Raw genomic sequence first — 18,330 nt, 5'->3', positions numbered from 1 at the left:
TTACGGTGCTATAACGGCATAGAGAAGCGCATCCCGCCCAAATACGCGCTTTCTACATAACCCTTCTTTTACCGCCCCGATGCGCTCGGCAACGCGCAAACTGGCTTTATTATTCGGCTCAATAAAACACTCGAGTCGATGCAAATTCATTTGACTAAACGCCAGTTTTTTAAGCGCTTCGCATATTGCTGTTGCAAGCCCTTTTCCGCAGGCGTCCTGGCGCAGCCAGTAGCCAAGGTTAGCGGTAAGGTGAGTGGGGTGGATATGATTAATAATGCCCATTCCAAGGCACTTTTCATCATGCATTAGCAGGTACGTAAGGCCGTAATCATTGCGCCGAGCGTCTTCCATTGCATCAATACATTGCTTAGATTGCATTGGCGTTACTGGGCATACCGATGAGCCAAACCACGGCTTAACGTGACTAATGGCATGTTGACCTGCTTCACAAAGCGCCTCAGTGTGCTTCGGCGCGATGCGTTGAATGGTAACTGGCCCTTGCTCGGTATGGATAGGTGGTAACCGAGAGGGCAAAATGGATAAATCAATCAAAAGGGTTTTTTATCCAACAGGCGGCATAAAAACACGACGCCAAATACGATGAAGTAAGCGGCGAAAATGATTTGCATCCATTCAGCCATTCCCATTGATAAAAACTGCCATGTATCGTTCAGGCAGTCACCTTCAGCGGCAAAGATCGCCGGTATCCATTCATGCAACTGAAGCCAACTAGGGAAGTTAGGCACAATTTCACAACTGGCAAAGAACGGGTTAGCGGCATTTAAAATACCCACATGCTCTGTGGCAATCAGGTAACCCCAGCCTGCAGATACGGCCCAACCAGCAAAGCCCAGCATGCGCGTAAAGCCATTATTGCTAATTAATACAATTAACGACGCTAACACTATCCCGTACATCGCCGTGCGTTGGTAAATGCACATGATGCAGGGTTTCATCCCCATCGCATATTGAAAATACAGTGCTGCTATTTCAAGGCCTAACGAGGTAGCAAAAAGCACAAGCCACGAAGACTTGTGCTCTGCCCATGAACTAACAGTATGAATAACTGATTGCATGATTTTCCTTAATGACCTACTGCCTTCACACCCGCCTCAATAGCGGTATGATGCTCAATTAAGTGCATGTCATACAGCCATTGTGTCGCATCAGACAGGCCCCAAAGGGTAGCCAGTAAGCCAACAATAGTAAGTACGATAGTGTACGGCAGTGCCATGATAACCATTTTTCCGTACGACAAGCGTAATAGCGGCGCAATGGCTGATGTAAGCAAGAATAAGAATGCGGCTTGCCCATTTGGTGTGGCAACACTTGGCAGGTTTGTACCGGTATTAATAGCAACCGCTAGCATATCGTATTGGTCGCGAGTGATTTGACCGGCTTCAAGCGCGGCCGTCACTTCGGTGATGTATACCGAGCCCACGAACACGTTATCACTGACCATCGAAAGTACGCCATTGGCCAGGTAGAACATGACCATCTGGGTTTCACCTTCAAAACTTAACACCCAGTGGATGACGGGTTGGAACAAGCCTTGGTCAATAATAACGGCAACAACACCAAAGAAAACACATAACAGTGCGGTGAACGGCAAGGCTTCTTCAAACGCTTTACCCAAAGCATGTTCTTCAATAACACCGCTCATCGACGTAGCAAGTACAATAACCGATAAGCCGATAAGACCTACTGACGCCATATGCGTAGCAAGGCCAACAATTAACCAAATACCAATTAATGCCTGTACAACAAGCTTTGCTGATTCGCGTTTACTGCGGCCTTTATCCATATGGTCGTTGTATTCGCTTAAAATCGTTCTGACCGCAGGCGGCAGTTTAGCGCCATAGGTGAACCAGCCTGTTTTCTCTAGGAGGACGGTAGTTAACAAACCAAAAACGAACACAGGAAGACTTACCGGCGCCATTCGAAGGAAGAACTCTAAGAAGTTCCACCCGGCTTTGTCAGCAATAATAAGGTTTTGAGGCTCGCCTACCATGGTCATTACGCCACCAAGCGCCGTACCGACAGCAGAGTGCATCATTAGGTTACGTAAGAAAGCTCGAAAATCTTCTAGGTCGTTGTGCCCTAAATCAGACACCACCTCATCGCTTGTATGGTCATGGTCAGAATGAAACTCTTTGCCAGACGCGACTTTGTGGTAAATAGAGTAGAAACCAAGGCCAACGCTGATAATGACTGCCACTACGGTTAATGCGTCTAAGAACGCTGACAGAAACGCAGAAGCAAAGATAAACGACAACGACAGCACAAGCTTGTTTTGTACTTTAATCACCAGCTTAGTGAACAAATACATTAGCAAGTCTTTCATAAAGTAGATGCCGGCAACCATGAATACCAATAAAAGCAGTACTTCTAGGTTTACTTCAATTTCATGCATCATATGCCCAGGGGACGTCATTCCGATGAACATCGCTTCAATTAACAGCAGTCCGCCAGGTTGTAAGGGGTAGCATTTTAACGCCATCGCCAAGGTAAATATAAACTGTATTACCAGTGTCCAACCTGCAAGATATGGGTCAACCATAAAGAGCATCGGGTTTACGATAAGAAAAGCAATAATGGTTTTCTTGTACCAGTCGGGCGCGTGTCCCAGGAAATTCTTATAGATCGCAGAGATCATGGAGGTTTGCATGAGTTCCTGTTCCTTTTACAACAATAGCCTTCCGGAGTAAATTTATAGTAGAAGACGTTATGTTTACTGTCTGGTTATTGGTTAAGCGTTTTATCGATAGCAAAACTGGCAAGTTATCGATATTACGACACTTTGTTGTTGTCATTATAGTCGGGATTTAAGCGTACACGATATTACAACCTTGAGAAAGCAAATCACAGACCTCAAGAACCGAAAGTTACTCGGAATTTCCGATTATGAAGTCAGTTATGGAGCACAATAAACATAAATGACCATAAGCGCCTGTTTTTTGAACAATTAAGAGGGGCTATGCCCTCAATTTAGCCGATATCAGGAAAAATCCCCTGTAAAGTTTTATAAAAATGTTAATACGGGTCGAAGACTTGTTATATTTCGTTGTGATAATAAATAAGCATCTGGTACAATCAGTTATGAAAATGTTAGTACGTGCAGGCGATTATTTATGATTTACAAGGCGCAGAGCCCAGCCGGGTTCGCCGAAGAATATATTGTGGAATCGATATGGAGCGGTCGCTTTCCTCCAGGTACAATTTTGCCTGCGGAAAGAGAGCTATCAGAGCTCATTGGTGTTACTCGAACTACGTTACGAGAAGTACTTCAGCGTCTAGCGCGTGACGGCTGGTTAACGATTCAGCATGGAAAGCCAACTAAAGTAAATAACTTTTGGGAGTCATGCGGTCTCAATATCTTGGAAACGCTGGCCAGGCTTGACCAAGATGGCATTCCAGAATTAGTCGATAATTTGTTAGCGGCTCGTACTAATTTAAGTGCAGTTTTTATTCGTGGTGCAATCAGAAATAACCCACAAGAATCCGCTGATATTATCGCGCGCTACAAAACGGTCGAAGAAGACGGTCTTGCGTTCGCACAGTTCGACTACCAAATGACACACGATTTGGCACTTGCATCGAACAACAATGTATTCGTACTGATGATGAATGGTTTTAGAGGTCTGTACTCAAGAATAGGCGGCTTCTTTTTCTCTCATCAACAAGCGCGAGATATTGCCAAGCAGTATTACGCCAAGCTCCTTGAAGTGGCAGAGCAGGGTAAGTACCAAGATGTACCTGTCGTGGTAAGAAATTATGGTATCGAGAGTGGCAAGGTATGGCAAGACGTACGTGAGAGCATGCCGAAAGACATTGTAGATTGATTACGTCGGTAAACCCTTTTCGATGTGTAAAACGCTCCTTTTTTAGGGGCGTTTTTCATTTAATCCCCTAAAATACAAAGAAGACATACGTTGTAACAATTTGCGCTCTTCATTTATTGCTTTCAAATCCCTATCGTAGAGCGTTGGCTGACGCCTTAATTATATTACGAGTCAGGTTTTCGTATCTCGTGCTTCGCGTTGTAATTTTCTAAAAGGGAAAAGAATGAAATATTTTTGGATAGCACTGGCAACAAGCTCATTGCTTGCTGGGTGTGATAGTAACAACAATCCGACGTCGGTTGATTCTACTGCGCCTAACGCAACGACATCGAAAGAAGTGACAATGTTAAATCTTGATAAACCTGCCCCGATAGCAAAGAAACTACCTTACGCGTTAACCGCTCATGGGGTTACTCGCACCGATGACTATTATTGGATGCGTGATGACAGCCGTAGCGACGAAGCTGTGCTGTCACATTTAGAAGCTGAAAATGCTTATGTTGACCATGTATTGGCGCCACTAAAACCAGTGCGCGAAGCCTTGTTCGACGAATTAGTTGCACGTATTGAAAAAGATGACACCACAGTCCCCGCGTTTTCCAATGGCTATTGGTATTACAGAGAGTACTCTGGCGACAACGAATACCCTGTTTTCCTTCGCAAGCCAACGCTTGACGGTGCCGATGAGGTTTTACTTAATCTTAATGAGCTGGCAAAAGGACATGACTACTTTAATGTAGGCGATTACGACGTAAGCGAAAATAATAAGCTGCTAGCCTACTCGCAAGACACCGTGAGCCGAAGAATGTACACCATTCTCGTTAAAGACCTCACAACCGGAACATTACTTAATGACGTACTAGAAGATACGTCTGGTAGCGTGGTGTGGGCAAATGACAATAACCATTTCTTTTATGTAAAAAAAGACCCGCAAACGTTGTTGGGATATCAAGTGTATCGCCATGAATTGGGTAAACCTCAGTCAGACGACGTGCTGGTTTATGAAGAAACCGACGCTACCTTCTATACCTCATTAAGTAAAAGCAAAGACAACGACGTCATTTATATTAATCATAATCACACTGATAAAACAGGCGTTACGTTAATAGATGCCAATAAACCCACGGCACCCACTATGGTCTTCTTACCCATTAAAGATGGGCAGGAATATGACATCGCGAAACTGGGAGAGCATTATTATGTGCTTACCAATATTGATGCCAAGAACTTCCGTGTGATGAAAGCGCCTGCGTCTTCTACTGATGACATCTCTACATGGGAAGAGGTTGTTCCACATAACCCTGATGTCTACATTCAAGACATCACCGTAATGAACGAGCACCTTGTTATTAAAGAAAAACAAAATGCCGTACCGCGTTTAAGCGTAGTAAATTTAACCACTAACGAACGCAAAGATATTCCGACGACGGACCCTATCTACGGCGCATACTTTACGTCGAATACACAAATTGATACTGATACTGTGCGTATTTATTACAGCTCGTTGACCACGCCAGCTTCAATTATTGATGTAAACCTTAATACGCTCGAATCGACGGTGAAAAAACAGACGAAGGTCTCGGATAGCTTTACGTCAGACATGTACGCATCTGAACGCGTTATGGTTGATGCCCGCGATGGCGAAAAAGTGCCAGTGTCGTTGGTTTACAATAAAGCGATGTTTAAGAAGGATGGCACGAACCCGCTCTATCAATATGCTTATGGGTCTTACGGTAGTACGGTAGAGCCAACATTCAGAAGTAGCTGGATTTCATTACTTGACCGCGGCTTTGTGGTGGCAATTGCACATATTCGTGGTGGTCAAATGCTAGGCCGCGACTGGTATGAAGATGGCAAAATGCATAATAAAGTAAATACCTTTACTGATTTTATTGATGTCACAACGGGGCTGGTTGAAGCGAAGTATGCTGACAAAGACAATGTCTTTGCTATGGGGGGCAGTGCGGGTGGCTTGTTAATGGGTGCAATTGTGAACATGGCACCTGAACAATACAAAGGCGTAAGCGCACACGTACCGTTTGTTGATGTCGTCACTACAATGAGTGATGCGTCTATTCCGCTGACCACCGGTGAGTACACCGAGTGGGGGAACCCTGCCAACAAAGACGAGTTTGATTACATGCTGTCGTATTCACCTTACGACCAGGTAAGTGCGCAAGATTATCCGCATATGTTAGTCACCACTGGGCTTCACGATTCACAAGTGCAGTATTTTGAACCGATGAAATGGGTAGCAAAACTTCGCGACATGAAAACGGACGATAACTTACTGTTGTTTGAAACCAATATGGAAGCAGGTCATGGTGGTGCATCTGGGCGGTTTAAGCGCTTTGAGTCAACGGCACTCGAATATGCGTTTGTGCTACACCTAGCGGGCGTCGCGCTGTAATCGTTGCAAAAAACTAAGAAAAAGAGCGATATTTAAAAAAATATCGCTTTTTTTCGTTTTTAGTATGCGGTTTCTAATTGTGCTCTATATAGTCTATATCAAGGTGTAAAAAGTCACACCGCATTGAAACTATATTAGGAGCTGAACATGACTACTACAGATACAATCAAAGGTAAATTAAACGAAGCTGAAGACATGGCGCGTAAAATCTGGTTAGCAGGTTTAGGTGCATACGGTAAGAGCGTAGAAGAAGCGCAAGGCCGTTACGAGAAGCTAAGTGAAGAAGCAACAAAGATGTTTGACGAGCTTGTAGTTAAAGGTGAAAACCTTGAAGACGACGCGCGTAGCAAATTTAAATCAACAACTAATGATGTTGAAAACCGTGTTGCTGACGTACGTAAAAAACTAGGTCTTGATGCAGAGCCACAAGATCAACGCATCGAAGAGCTATCTGCAAAAATCGACGCGCTGACAGAAGCGGTTGCTAAACTAGCTGCTAACAAGGGCTAAGAAACCTTACACATTTTCGGCTCAAAGAAAACACGTGTAAAGCGAGGCTACGATTTTAGCCTCGCTCCTATCCACCGCTTCACAAGGAGGCTTTATGTCTACTAAGTACAAGTCATCTCCCATTTTTGGTTGGCTTACTGCGGGGTCGGATCTACTCACCGCACAGCTTGAATCCGTTGCTCAGACCGTAAGTGACAGGCTAGATGATACGCATGAAATCATGCTGTCTATGCAGGATAAGGGTGTTCAGGTTGAGAACGAATTGAAACAAGCTTTACCCACGGGAAGCCTTTTTTCATCAGTCCAAGGGTTTGTTTCATCTATGCCGCTTTTTTCGTTGTTGTCGGGTGGCAAAAACAACGTTCAGAAAGAGCAGCAGTTAACCGAATTATCACACAAAGTCGACTTGCTCATCGAGCAGGTGGCATTGCTAGCAGCTAAAGAGGCGGCGCAAAAATCGGCGCAAGCATCAGCCAAAAAGGCAGCGGCAGAAAAGAAACCACGCGCTACACGCGCTAAGCCTGCAGCCAAAGCACCGGCTGATAGCAAAACAACAGCCACTGCACCTTCAAAGGCGGCAGTAGAAGCGAAAGCAGAAACGACTAAAAAAACGCCAGCGGCGTCGTCTAGTAAAGCGAAAACGACCACTACCAGAAAGCGTCGTGCGCCAGCAAAGACAACCAGCGTTAAATCTACTAGCACTAAACCTGCCAGTGCAGCGACCAAATCGTCAGCGATATCGTCGTCATCAAAAGATTCGACGAAAACATCGCAGTAATGTAATTATCGTTTACGTAAAAATGCCCACATAATGTGGGCATTTTTGTTGCGGGTTAGGTGTTTTTGGCCCACAGATTCTGGTGTTTCTTAAACGCAAAAAAGTCGTAAGGCTCCCAGAAACTCGGGACTAAGTCATCTACCGCATCGGGTGTGAAGTTACTAGAAAGCTGGCTCATAATTTCGCGTAAACGGTCTTTACCTACGCGCATTAGCTTCTTGCGATTGGCAGGGAAGTAAAGGTTCTGACTTTTAGAAACCACTTCGTGATGCCCATGGTTAATATATTGCTGATTTCGTGTAACCACCTTTATGGTGGGTTCTGCTGGTTTTTCAGGGTTAAGTCCAACCACAATGCCACATTCAAATTGGTCTTTTTCTTGTCCGTTTTCATTAACAGGAATAAAGGTTACTCCGAAACCTTGCGGAAAGTAGCCCACGATATTAATGAAGTCTTCCGCAAGTTGCTTGCTTAGCACTCCCTTCTTAGACAGCTGCTCGATAAGCAAATACCCTTTTGGAAGCTCTTTTCGCGTGTAGTCTGATTTGGTGGAGAGGATAACAGACACATAAATTTGTGGGATCTTAATGATCTCACCTAATCCCGTTTTTGATACAAAGGCATCTTTGACCATATTGACAAGGAAGGTTTGAGCGTCATTTTGGGCGTTATTGAAGAGCGCGCGCTCTTCCTTACTGTTACCGATATACGATTGAGTACCCAGCCCATCAGATAAGTACTTCATCGTGTGATAATAATTTAGTTTTAGTAATTCTTTACGCTGAGCCTCTTCAAGCAACCTAAATTCACTTAACTCGTTATTTTCACCACGAAGAATGGTAATTGCATCGGGGCTTTGTAAGCCTACATCTTGAAGCAACGCCGCCTTTATTACCGGCGTAGCCAGTTCTAGCCGCCATTTTTGTTGCCAATATTGATTTCCACTGAAGCGAGATTTGGCCTCGCGGTACTTGGATAAATAGGGGTGAGAAATGGTTTCGTGGTTTAGCAGCTTATCGATTAACCGAAGTGCAAGCACGGCCTTATAAAGCGGCTTTAGGCGTTGGTGATGAAGTTCAAACTTACCCTCAGGACCGCGTGTAAGAAGCATTAGCGTGCCTAAAAACTTGGCGCTTTGCTGTTGCGTTTCAAGCCAACTGTCTCCCTCGCTGAGGGCGACCAATTTATTACAGATATCATTAACTCGCGCTAAGCGTTCTAGGCGCTCTTCATCTAACTTCTTCTTTACGCCTTTGAGTTTTTTTTGAAGCTGTTCTACCACCGCTGCTTTTTCCGGCGCGTCTTTTATTTTGTCGATGTCGCTTTGAATGACCTTTGCGTGTTTTTCTAACTCAGGCGTGATACCAAAATAATGCCGAGCGTCTTCAAACACCGAGCCGTAACCCGCCTCTTGCGGGTAGACGAGGTCGATAAGTTGTTTTACCTGCTGTGTGTAAATACTGTCAGGACTGTTTTGTTTTAAACTCACTATTATTCTTCACCATCATTAACTGCACCTGTTTTTGGCAGGTGGCCAGAGCTCGACTCAATGACCCAACTCTAACGCTTCGCGTTTTTTCAATTGAGCAAGATAATACCGTAAAGTTTCACTAATTTTGGTATTTCTTTCAATAACATCGAGTTGCGGCCATGTCGCTTTCTCTCCACTATCAATTAGCGCATTAATACTGTCTATTGTTGGGTTCGCTAACACGTGCGACAAGTTACTCAACTGGCGCTTCGGAAGAATGTTGATGTTTCCCACATACTGCTGATCGATAATAGACCGAACTTTATGGATCGCAAGCTTAGCACTTTTATTTGCGACTAACCTTTCTATTAAGTCGATAGCGAAAATACTGTTACTTTTTGCAAGCTGACCAATATGGCGTGCTGACATATCCCAAATTGAGCGCGGATCTATTCTGTTCGCCGATATGAAAGGAACGGCAACCGGATTAGTTTGGCTCACAATGCTGTGGTTAACACCATACAACCGGGCGAGTCGCTCATAAGGCAAGTCGGCCATCAACGACCCATCGGCAAACCGTCTGTTTGGAATGTAGGGTACGACGTCGCCAGCTTGATTCTTAGCTTTTAGCTGTACCGGGCTAAACACGACGGGCACCGCGCATGAGGCCCTAACCGCTTGAGTAATAATAGCATTCGGTGATGTTTTGGCATTTAGCAGCCGAGAATGCTGATGCAAATCAGCAGGTGATACCGTGATGGTGATGTGCCGGCCTGTTTTCTTAAACGCTTCTTCAAAGGTCGTAAGGTCGAACAATTCAATTAGCGCGTTCTCAAGCACCGAGCTGTCAAATAAACTACTTTTGCCCAACCCTTTAAATTGGCGCCAGTGTTTAAAGGTTTCATAAATAAATTCTGCGCTTAGCGACTCGGTAAGCTCATCGTGCGTACGAGTGCCCAGCATCGCAGCAATAATTGACCCGGCGCTTGCACCCGAGACGACAGTAGGTAACACGCGTCTTTCATTCAGCGATTTCACTACACCGCAGTGAAAGAAACCAAGGCCCGCACCGCCTGATAACATTAGGCAACTGCGTCCAAATGCATGCGCGGTTTCTTCAAAAAATGACAGCTTTTCGTAAAAATCTACGTCTACTTCATCACTTTCGTATATTTGATCAAGCGCCAATTTTACTTCATTGATAAATTTTTCAATGAGCGTTTTTGTTCCAATTTTACATTCGCTGCGCATGACCGGGTTGGCAATGTTCCCCAAATTACCATGCAGCCCTTCGTGTAAAATAGACATAAGCGCATGTATGTCAGCGTTACCGCGCGCTATTTGAAGGCGCTGCACGCGTTTTCTAATCAGCTTGTAATCATAGTCGTCAGAGGCGTCATTTTCTTTCCACTCTTGCGCACCGGAAATAACGTCGTGTTCAAGGCTTGCTTCTTTAAACGCATCGTAATTGTCTGCGTGTTCAATATCTTGTTCTAGTTTTTTTAGCCGGAAGTCAAAAACAGCCATAATTTTTTTACCCAAATTGCCCATTAAAAATAGTGTAATGGTTAATTTTAGAATTCACTACCTAAGTCACGATAACGGTAAATTGAATAAAGGGTGATGAGCACAATGTGTGACGATGTCGTCGTTTTCATGCCATTTATTGATTTGATGCAATGAAAATCGATGGAATAGCAAATTAAGAATTGACCATTTACTACACACTCAGTAGCCTGACTATGATAATAATAAATAAGGCAAGATACTCGCTGTATGGAATGGAATTTAGAAACATTAAGTTTGCTTTCAATACCATTGATTAGCGCAATCGTTGGCTGGTTAACCAACTTTCTCGCGGTAAAAATGATGTTTTATCCTATTGAGTTTGTCGGGATAAAACCCTTTTTGGGGTGGCAAGGTCTTATTCCTGCGAAGCGCAGGGAAATGGCTGAAATTGAAGTAGAGCTAGTACTTGGCAAGCTATTGAGTGTAGAGGAGCTTGCCGGTCGCCTTGACCCTGACGAACTCACGAACGCTATCGAACGTCGCTTAAAGCAGGTAATACGTAAAGTGGTTAACGACGTCATGGCCGAATCGGCGCCGCAAATATGGGCTGCACTGCCTGTTCAGGGCAAAAACTTGGTGTATCAGCGAATTGAAAATGACATTCCCAATGTTGTTCATAAGATGGTTGATGACTTCCAATATAACGTCTCAGAAATTCTCGATATAAAAGAACTGGTTGTTGAGCAACTGGTAAACGCCCCCGAGCTTATTAATGAAATTTTTCTTACCGCGGGAAGTAAAGAATTCCCGTTCATTGTGCGCTCAGGCTTATATTTTGGCTTTCTATTTGGATTGCCTACCATGTTGTTTTGGTATTTTTACCAAGCGTGGTGGATTCTCCCGCTAGGTGGGCTGCTCGTAGGGTATTTAACCAATTGGATTGCGATTAAAATAATTTTTGAACCGAAACACCCGAAAAAACTTGGGCCAATTACGGTTCAAGGCATGTTTTTAAAGCGGCAAAAAGAAGTGTCAGAAGTGTATGCGTCTATCATTGAAGAGAAACTCATTACGCCTAAGAACATTACGCATATCATTTTACATGGTTCCGGCTCGGCACAGCTTTTAGAGTTAATTGAACTGCATGTTAACGACGCCATTGAGCGCTATGTGGCAATTGCTCAGCCCTACTTTGCCTTAGGGGTAGGCTCCGAAAACTATCTGAAAATGAAGGCGCTGGCGGTAAAGCAAATTTTTGATAACTCAGATAAATACCTGCTTTATGCTTTCGACTATGCCAATGGTGCATTACAAATAGGGCATGACTTAAGCGAGCGGATGCAAATGCTTACGCCAGAGGAATTTGAAGGCGTACTTCGCCCCGCGTATCAGCAAGATGAATGGAAGCTTATTTTAACCGGCGCTGTACTGGGTATGTTGGCAGGTATCGCGCAGCTTTACTTGGTGTTTGTGTAATATGAAAACAGCGCAGCGTATTTTACTGACGGCATTGGCTTTGTTTAATCGCCATGGGGAAAATACGGTCACCAGTGTCGATATTGCGCTTGAGTTGGACATTAGCCCGGGGAATCTTTATTACCACTTCAAAGGTAAAGAGAGCATGGTAGTGGCACTGATGCAAATGCACGAAGAGCATATGCAGCGGGTGTTGGTGTCAGATAAGCTAGACGCGTTACACGCAGAAGATATTATGTATTACCTGTATCTTCTTATCGATAGCTTACATGTGTTTCGGTTCTTCTACCGAAGCCCTGCAGATTTAGCGGAAAAATACCCCGCCATTGTGAGAAAAAGAAAAGCGATTCTATCAAAATTAAATAGCCAGCTTTCAATGCTCATCGGCCAGCTTCACGCCAAAAAACTGCTTGAAGGCACCGATGCAGATAGAACCTTATTAGTAGACTTAATATCACTTATTCTTACTCAGTCTTGTCAGTTTGACGAGCTGAATAGCCATATGGATGAAACCGCACAGCGTTACCATGCGCTGTCGCTAATGATGGTGAGTTTGTTGCCCCGTTTGACGGTTAGTAATAAAGAGCTCGACGCGATAAAAGTGGCGCTTAACACCCATACTTTTGCGAATAAAGCCCAAGCTACACCAGCGTTTACGTTTGAATAATAAGGCGAATCTATGAGCAAAACACTCACGTTCCTTGATAAATCGTTCTGGATTACTGAGTCAGATGACAACCCTAAGCATGTTGCCACGCTTCAATTGCTTGAACTGCCTGACAATGCAGACTGCAGCCAGTATGTGCCAGCGTTATTTCAAGAGATAAGAGGGTTTTCTCGAGGTACCTCGCCATTTAATTGCTCAATAAAAACCTTTATGGGTTACCCCACGGGGTTTCGGCCTGTAAAAACGCTGAACATGGATTATCATACGCAGCTTCATAAAATTGACGACGTTACCGACCGTGTGGGCCTTGATGACTTCGTCGCCAAATTACATGAAACACGCTTAGATCCCGATAAACCATTGTGGCAATTTCATTTTATTTACGACGGCAAAAATAAGAGCTACGCCATTTATGCCCGTGTGCACCATATGTACGGAGATGGTTCGACGTTAGTGCGATGGTTTCAATCGTGTTATGTATCTACCCCAGATGATAAAAAATTTACGCCGATATGGGCCACAAAACGTTTACGTAAAAAGTCTCGTGATCCTATCAGTTTCTATAAACGCCTTGCGGGCGTTGGTTATGCGCTGCGCACCGTAGTTGATATGTTAGTGATTTTTGTACGCTTATTTTTAAAGATTATTCGCGTGAATTCACACTACATGCCTGTACCGTTTACCGGTACAAAAACATTGTTAACCGGCCAAGTGAAAGCGGGGCGCGCAGTGGCGACGCTCGACTTAGACTTCAACCGCGTGAAAGCGTTGGCCAGGCGCACGCGCTCAACCGCTAACGAAGTGTTGCTATGTGCGTTTGATATTGGCGTGCATAAGTTGTTGCAGGACAACGGCCAAGTGTTTAACAAAGCGTTATACACAAATATGCCCATAAATTTGCGCAAGCCTGGAGAAAAAACAACGGGAAACAAGATTGCTATTGTTCCCGTGCAGTTGGCCCATGCAGAACGCGACCCGTATTTACGCTTACGACAAATTGTGGTGAATCACCGTATTGTGAAGTTTGCGGCGCAGCATGCTCGTCCTGCGGCCTTTAGTGGTTACACCATCGTCATTCAATCGCTTGCATTGGTTTTTGAAAAGCTGCACCTTTCGAGTTTTGTGAAACCCATTGCTAATATATTGGTCAGTAATTTGCCCGGCCCAAAAGATGTTCGATATCTAAAAGACAGCAAGTTATTGGGATGCTATCCCATCTCAACCATGACCCCCGGGGGCGGTGTAAATATTACGCTAATGACGTATGCCGGAAAGGCAAATATAGGCATGGTGTGCTGTAACAAAAATATTGATTCATTACATGCATTGGCACACTACTGCGCAGATGCGTTTGATATGCTTGAAGCAAGTGTCGATAACCCAAGTTTAAATATCGATGACTTAGGCGAACATGAAGAAGTGGTGCCGGTATCTATTATTACTGAGCCATAGCCAGTAACGAGGTATTTGATTCGGTAAAGCGGGGGTACTGGGCCGCTTAAAAGCTAAAGATAACAGCACTACACCAAATAGAAGCGTAAACGGTTCTCAGCAACACCAACTTGCTTACCATAACGCGCAAATAACGCTTCTCGCCACACGTCATCTCTCATTGTATGGAAAAGTGGGAGTTTATCGGTTTCTCGTAAAATTGCCTGTGTAATCTGCGGCTTATGGTAGTTCAATATCGCATGGGTAGAGCCCGACAAATATAGCGATAGATAATTGGCAGCAGTGTCTGATGTGCCCGCCGTAACAAGTGATAGTGCCGTTTTAAGCGATTGACCAATAATACTGTCAAGCCGGCCGGGTACCAACTTAGAGAGCAGAAACCGGGTGTCTTTAATTAAGGCATAGTCGTCGTTGACCAGTTGGATACTTTCAACGGCGGTATGGGTAAGAGAAACTCGTTTATCGTCTACGTTATACGTGGGTGTGGCGCTTAACGTAACCACCACGTGAGCACGATAAATCACACTATTGGCAACCGCGACTTGCATTGATGTAAACGCCTGGAAAAATATACGGTTTGTTTCTTCACACAACGATACGGTGCCAGACTCTACCGTAACGGTAGCGGTCCCAACAGGAATGTCTAGGTCGACACTGGTAGGCAGTTCAGGTTGAACTAAGGCGTTAAGTTCTTCAATGGTAAAATCGTCGTGGGTTAATTTCCCCAACTTAACCATTAGTGAGGCTATCCAATACTTGCATTGCGATTTAAACGCTAGAGACATCGATTTGTACTTTTAAGAGCCGAAGAAAGAACGCAGTAAACGAAAGAATAACCTTATTTTCTATATAGCGCTTCCAATGAATAGGAAGAGTTTGGTAATCTGGTCGTACCACAACATTTTATTAACAATAGCGCAGGCATTGTTAAGTAACACTAACCCAGAATTCAAATGGCGTAAATGGCCGCGTGGAGCATAGTATGAATGATTCGGACAGAACTTATGATTACATCATCGTTGGTGGTGGTTCAGCGGGGGCTGTGCTGGCAACAAGGCTTTCAGAAAACCCTGCGCTACGCGTGCTGCTACTTGAAGCGGGTGGCAAAGACACTAACCCTCTTATTCATATTCCATTTGGTTTATCGCTGCTTAGCCGTTTTGAATCGGTAGGGTGGGGGTATCATACCGCACCGCAAAAGGCCATGTATGAGCGAGAGTTGTTTTGGCCTCGAGGTAAAACACTAGGTGGCAGCAGTTCCGTTAATGCAATGTGCTATATCCGAGGTCAAAGGGAAGATTACGACCGTTGGGTAACCGAAGGGGCACAAGGTTGGGGGTTTGATAGCGTACTCCCTTATTTTAAACGTTCGGAGAATTTTGAAGAAGGCGCCGATGAATTTCATGGCACGGGCGGGCCGCTTAATGTGGCAAAACTAAAGCATACCTCGGTGTTGTCTGAAGCCTTCGTAAACGCCGCTTCTCATGCTGATTATAATCGCATTGATGACTTTAATCGTGAGCAACGCGAGGGTATTGGTTACTACCATGTCACGCAAATCAACGGCCAACGCTGCTCTACCGCAAAAGGGTATTTAACGCAGGCAAAACACCGAACAAACCTTACGGTGATGACCAAAATAATGGCAGAAAAAGTGTTGTTGAAAGACAAACGTGCCAAAGGCGTACAAGTGCGAGAGAAAGGAAAAGTGGCGCGCTATTTTGCCAATAGTGAAGTTATATTGTGCGGTGGTGCCATTAACTCACCACAGTTGCTGATGTTATCGGGTATTGGGCCGCGCGCCGAACTAGAAGAAAAAGGCATTTATGTGCAGCAAGACTTGCCGGGCGTAGGTTGCAACCTGCAAGATCACCTCGACGCCATTGTACAACACACGTGCAAAGCCAGAGAAGGGTATGCGGTTGCGGCCGGTGCGCTGCCGTCCTACATTAAGGCGTCGTTCGACTATTTATTTAAACGCGATGGCATTTTTTCTTCAAATATTGCAGAAGCAGGCGGGTTTGTAAGCTCATCACTGGCTAAACACGGTCCCGATATTCAGTTTCACTTTTTACCCGCAATTTTGAATGACCATGGTCGCCAACTGGCGTTTGGATATGGCTATGGCCTACACGTGTGCTGTTTGTACCCTAAAAGTCGCGGCACCATAAAGCTTCAAAGCAACCACCCACAAGATCATGCGCTTATCGACCCCGGTTATTTAACGCATGAAGACGATATTACGGTGATGGTCGAAGCGGTGAAAATAGCGCGTAAACTGTTGTCAGCACCCTCATTTGAGCCGTTCGGTGGTAGCGAACTGTATCCCGGAGAAGACGCACAAGACGACGACGCTATCATCGAGTTTTTAAAAGAACGTAGCGAAACCATCTATCATCCCATCGGTACTTGCAAAATGGGGAGCGATGACGACCCTATGGCGGTGGTGAATAACCAGCTAAAAGTGCGTGGTATCGAGGGGCTAAGAGTCGTTGATGCGTCGGTGATGCCAAGCTTGATTGGCGGAAACACCAATGCACCCACCGTAATGATTGCCGAGCGTGCTGCCGACTTTATTCGTGCCGAGCACGAGGGAGCGCCTGTTACTTTATAGCAGCCTGCATAAACAGGTCGGCAGCACAGTCACACATTTCATCAATGTGGCTGTTGTCGGCATAAATGCCATCAATTAACAATCGTGCTATACCGTGAAGGGTTCCCCACGTGACCTGGGCCAAGCGCAGCGCATCTTGATTTTCGGGCAACAGGCCGCGCTGTTGCCAATATCGGGTCATGGTTACTTGAAATTGAAAGCTTGGGTACGCCACGTCTTTTAAATCATGCGTTGCTGCATTGTTTTGCCATATAGTACGGCCAAACATAAGCTCATACATTTCGGGGTTTTTTGCAGCATACCCCACGTATTCATGCACAAATTCCCTAAACCGCGCCTGTGGCGTTTTTTCGTTTTGTTCAAAAATACGTTTTGCAGTGGAATGCCAATCACTAAACCCTTTTGCGGCAATTGCACTAAGCAGCGCACTTTTATCTTTAAAGTGATGATAAGGCGCGGTGCGAGATACACCTGCATCTTCTGCAAGCTTTCGCAAACTCAAACTGTCGACCCCATAACAAGACAACCGCGTCGTTGCAGCCTCAATAAGGGCTGAGCGTAAGTCGCCATGGTGATAGTTTTGGGCTGTATTTGTCATGCTAGGGTAAAAGTTTCCGCATTAATTTCTTAAACAAAGTGAATAGATATCGTTTTATCTTGACAGTGTCAACATAGCCTTTTATCTTGACGCTGTCTAGTTTGCAAATTTGTTAATAGAAATTCACCATGGAGGCAGTACAAACCATGAAGTACTCTACATTAGACGTTGAACAAAAAGGGCATATTGCCTACATAACGCTTAATCGACCCGACGCAATGAACAGCATGACACCTGCATTTTGGACCGAGTTTCCGGCTGCTATTCGTGCTATTGACGACGAGGGAAGTGCTCGCGTTATTGTTATCACGTCAACCGGTAAGCACTTTTCTGCGGGTATGGACCTGTCTGTATTCCTTAACATGAAAGAAGACTTCAAAGGCGACCCTGCACGCCGCGCTGAGCGCATGCGCAGAATGGTCAAGCTGCTTCAAGATAGCTTTAGTGCAATTGAACAAGCAAGAATGCCAGTTATCGGTGCGGTGCAAGGTGGCGCAATAGGCGGTGCAGTAGACTTACTGAGTGCTTGCGATATGCGGTACTGCACACAAGATGCATTCTTCACTATCAAAGAAACACAGCTAGGCATGACTGCTGATGTCGGTACATTGCAGCGTTTGCCTAAACTCATCCCCATTGGTGTAGTAAAAGAATTAGCCTATACAGGCCGTAACTTCGGCGCACAAGAAGCACAAGAGTATGGTTTTGTGAACCGTGTGTTTAGCGACCACGATGCGATGCTAGACGGCGTAAACAAAATTGCTCAGCAAATTGCTGCTAATTCGCCTATGGCGGTAGCGGGCACAAAGACTATGATTAATTACGCTATCGAGCATACGGTTGAAGACAGCTTAAATTATATGGCTACCTGGCAGGCAGGTATGTTCCAAATGGAAGATGTTTTCAAAGCGATGGAAGCGCAAAAAACTAAGACACTTCCCGATTATCCGCCGCTGCTTGGCGCGATAAAAGAAATGAAATCATAATTAACATCAACAGGCAT

General features: G+C 44.8%; 16 protein-coding genes. 9 read left to right on the top strand and 7 right to left on the bottom strand.

Going from position 1 to position 18,330, the window contains the following annotated elements; genetic code table 11:
- Genes ACOJRU_RS11285 through nhaB form a run of 3 tightly spaced genes read right to left on the bottom strand, consistent with a single transcriptional unit; the run spans position 1 to position 2,668 of the window.
- Positions 1-552, bottom strand: coding sequence for a GNAT family N-acetyltransferase (locus tag ACOJRU_RS11285; RefSeq protein WP_421131847.1), 552 nt, complete (start codon positions 550-552; stop codon positions 1-3).
- Positions 549-1,076, bottom strand: coding sequence for a disulfide bond formation protein DsbB (dsbB, locus tag ACOJRU_RS11280; protein WP_421131846.1), 528 nt, complete (start codon positions 1,074-1,076; stop codon positions 549-551). Before dsbB ends, ACOJRU_RS11285 begins: the two co-directional genes overlap by 4 nt.
- Positions 1,077-1,084: 8 nt before the next feature.
- A complete protein-coding gene (gene nhaB / locus ACOJRU_RS11275; protein ID WP_421131845.1) occupies positions 1,085-2,668 on the bottom strand; it encodes a sodium/proton antiporter NhaB in 1,584 nt (527 codons plus the stop codon).
- A gap of 463 nt (positions 2,669-3,131) precedes the next feature.
- On the opposite strand from nhaB, the gene fadR reads away from it, so the two are divergent.
- The 4 genes from fadR to ACOJRU_RS11255 all read left to right on the top strand — a co-directional run bounded on the left by fadR (position 3,132) and on the right by ACOJRU_RS11255 (position 7,540).
- Positions 3,132-3,842, top strand: coding sequence for a fatty acid metabolism transcriptional regulator FadR (fadR, locus tag ACOJRU_RS11270; RefSeq protein ID WP_421131844.1), 711 nt, complete (start codon positions 3,132-3,134; stop codon positions 3,840-3,842).
- Between the two features lie 223 nt (positions 3,843-4,065).
- On the top strand, positions 4,066-6,252 hold the full coding sequence (locus tag ACOJRU_RS11265) for a S9 family peptidase (RefSeq protein ID WP_421131843.1): 2,187 nt from the start codon (positions 4,066-4,068) through the stop codon (positions 6,250-6,252).
- Between the two features lie 147 nt (positions 6,253-6,399).
- Positions 6,400-6,762: a phasin-related domain-containing protein gene (locus ACOJRU_RS11260; protein ID WP_421131842.1), complete on the top strand. Its 363-nt coding sequence runs from the start codon at positions 6,400-6,402 to the stop codon at positions 6,760-6,762.
- A gap of 94 nt (positions 6,763-6,856) precedes the next feature.
- Entirely contained in the window at positions 6,857-7,540 is a 684-nt protein-coding gene (locus ACOJRU_RS11255; protein WP_421131841.1) for a hypothetical protein, read from the top strand.
- Positions 7,541-7,595: 55 nt separating this feature from the next.
- Here ACOJRU_RS11255 and ACOJRU_RS11250 read toward each other — a convergent pair whose 3' ends face one another.
- Together ACOJRU_RS11250 and ACOJRU_RS11245 are read right to left on the bottom strand one after the other, a co-directional pair.
- Entirely contained in the window at positions 7,596-9,029 is a 1,434-nt protein-coding gene (locus ACOJRU_RS11250; RefSeq protein ID WP_421131840.1) for a hypothetical protein, read from the bottom strand.
- Positions 9,030-9,086: 57 nt separating this feature from the next.
- The gene (locus tag ACOJRU_RS11245; protein WP_421131839.1) at positions 9,087-10,538 is read right to left on the bottom strand and encodes a DUF3336 domain-containing protein; all 1,452 of its coding nucleotides are present in this window, start codon (positions 10,536-10,538) and stop codon (positions 9,087-9,089) included.
- A 249-nt stretch (positions 10,539-10,787) separates the two neighbouring features.
- Between ACOJRU_RS11245 and ACOJRU_RS11240 the strand changes: the two genes are divergently transcribed.
- From ACOJRU_RS11240 to ACOJRU_RS11230, 3 genes are read left to right on the top strand one after another with little or no spacing between them, the layout of a single operon-like run.
- Positions 10,788-11,996, top strand: coding sequence for a DUF445 domain-containing protein (locus tag ACOJRU_RS11240; protein ID WP_421131838.1), 1,209 nt, complete (start codon positions 10,788-10,790; stop codon positions 11,994-11,996).
- 1 nt (position 11,997) lies between these two features.
- On the top strand, positions 11,998-12,663 hold the full coding sequence (locus ACOJRU_RS11235) for a TetR/AcrR family transcriptional regulator (protein WP_421131837.1): 666 nt from the start codon (positions 11,998-12,000) through the stop codon (positions 12,661-12,663).
- A 12-nt stretch (positions 12,664-12,675) separates the two neighbouring features.
- Positions 12,676-14,115, top strand: coding sequence for a wax ester/triacylglycerol synthase domain-containing protein (locus ACOJRU_RS11230; protein ID WP_421131836.1), 1,440 nt, complete (start codon positions 12,676-12,678; stop codon positions 14,113-14,115).
- A gap of 68 nt (positions 14,116-14,183) precedes the next feature.
- Here ACOJRU_RS11230 and ACOJRU_RS11225 read toward each other — a convergent pair whose 3' ends face one another.
- Positions 14,184-14,900 (bottom strand): DUF1439 domain-containing protein, encoded by a 717-nt coding sequence (locus ACOJRU_RS11225; RefSeq protein WP_421131835.1) that lies wholly within the window; start codon positions 14,898-14,900, stop codon positions 14,184-14,186.
- Positions 14,901-15,097: 197 nt separating this feature from the next.
- Between ACOJRU_RS11225 and ACOJRU_RS11220 the strand changes: the two genes are divergently transcribed.
- Positions 15,098-16,729: a GMC family oxidoreductase gene (locus tag ACOJRU_RS11220; RefSeq protein ID WP_421131834.1), complete on the top strand. Its 1,632-nt coding sequence runs from the start codon at positions 15,098-15,100 to the stop codon at positions 16,727-16,729.
- Here the strand turns inward: ACOJRU_RS11220 and ACOJRU_RS11215 are convergent.
- Positions 16,719-17,327: a TetR/AcrR family transcriptional regulator gene (locus ACOJRU_RS11215; protein WP_421131833.1), complete on the bottom strand. Its 609-nt coding sequence runs from the start codon at positions 17,325-17,327 to the stop codon at positions 16,719-16,721. The genes ACOJRU_RS11220 and ACOJRU_RS11215 overlap by 11 nt on opposite strands.
- A 146-nt stretch (positions 17,328-17,473) precedes the next feature.
- Here ACOJRU_RS11215 and ACOJRU_RS11210 point away from each other — a divergent pair, with 146 nt between their 5' ends.
- A complete protein-coding gene (locus ACOJRU_RS11210) occupies positions 17,474-18,313 on the top strand; it encodes a crotonase/enoyl-CoA hydratase family protein (RefSeq protein WP_421134757.1) in 840 nt (279 codons plus the stop codon).
- Positions 18,314-18,330 lie beyond the last annotated feature (17 nt).

The organism is Alteromonas algae, from assembly GCF_049117195.1.
GTDB lineage: Bacteria > Pseudomonadota > Gammaproteobacteria > Enterobacterales > Alteromonadaceae > Alteromonas.
This window is presented reverse-complemented; position numbering and strand designations above follow the sequence as displayed.

Coding starts and splice junctions, on each gene's coding strand:
- dsbB (WP_421131846.1), bottom strand. CDS start 1,076: ATGCAATCAGTTATTCATACTGTTAGTTCATGGGCAGAGCACAAGTCT.
- nhaB (WP_421131845.1), bottom strand. CDS start 2,668: ATGCAAACCTCCATGATCTCTGCGATCTATAAGAATTTCCTGGGACAC.
- fadR (WP_421131844.1), top strand. CDS start 3,132: ATGATTTACAAGGCGCAGAGCCCAGCCGGGTTCGCCGAAGAATATATT.
- ACOJRU_RS11265 (WP_421131843.1), top strand. CDS start 4,066: ATGAAATATTTTTGGATAGCACTGGCAACAAGCTCATTGCTTGCTGGG.
- ACOJRU_RS11260 (WP_421131842.1), top strand. CDS start 6,400: ATGACTACTACAGATACAATCAAAGGTAAATTAAACGAAGCTGAAGAC.
- ACOJRU_RS11255 (WP_421131841.1), top strand. CDS start 6,857: ATGTCTACTAAGTACAAGTCATCTCCCATTTTTGGTTGGCTTACTGCG.
- ACOJRU_RS11245 (WP_421131839.1), bottom strand. CDS start 10,538: ATGGCTGTTTTTGACTTCCGGCTAAAAAAACTAGAACAAGATATTGAA.
- ACOJRU_RS11240 (WP_421131838.1), top strand. CDS start 10,788: ATGGAATGGAATTTAGAAACATTAAGTTTGCTTTCAATACCATTGATT.
- ACOJRU_RS11235 (WP_421131837.1), top strand. CDS start 11,998: ATGAAAACAGCGCAGCGTATTTTACTGACGGCATTGGCTTTGTTTAAT.
- ACOJRU_RS11230 (WP_421131836.1), top strand. CDS start 12,676: ATGAGCAAAACACTCACGTTCCTTGATAAATCGTTCTGGATTACTGAG.
- ACOJRU_RS11225 (WP_421131835.1), bottom strand. CDS start 14,900: ATGTCTCTAGCGTTTAAATCGCAATGCAAGTATTGGATAGCCTCACTA.
- ACOJRU_RS11220 (WP_421131834.1), top strand. CDS start 15,098: ATGAATGATTCGGACAGAACTTATGATTACATCATCGTTGGTGGTGGT.
- ACOJRU_RS11215 (WP_421131833.1), bottom strand. CDS start 17,327: ATGACAAATACAGCCCAAAACTATCACCATGGCGACTTACGCTCAGCC.
- ACOJRU_RS11210 (WP_421134757.1), top strand. CDS start 17,474: ATGAAGTACTCTACATTAGACGTTGAACAAAAAGGGCATATTGCCTAC.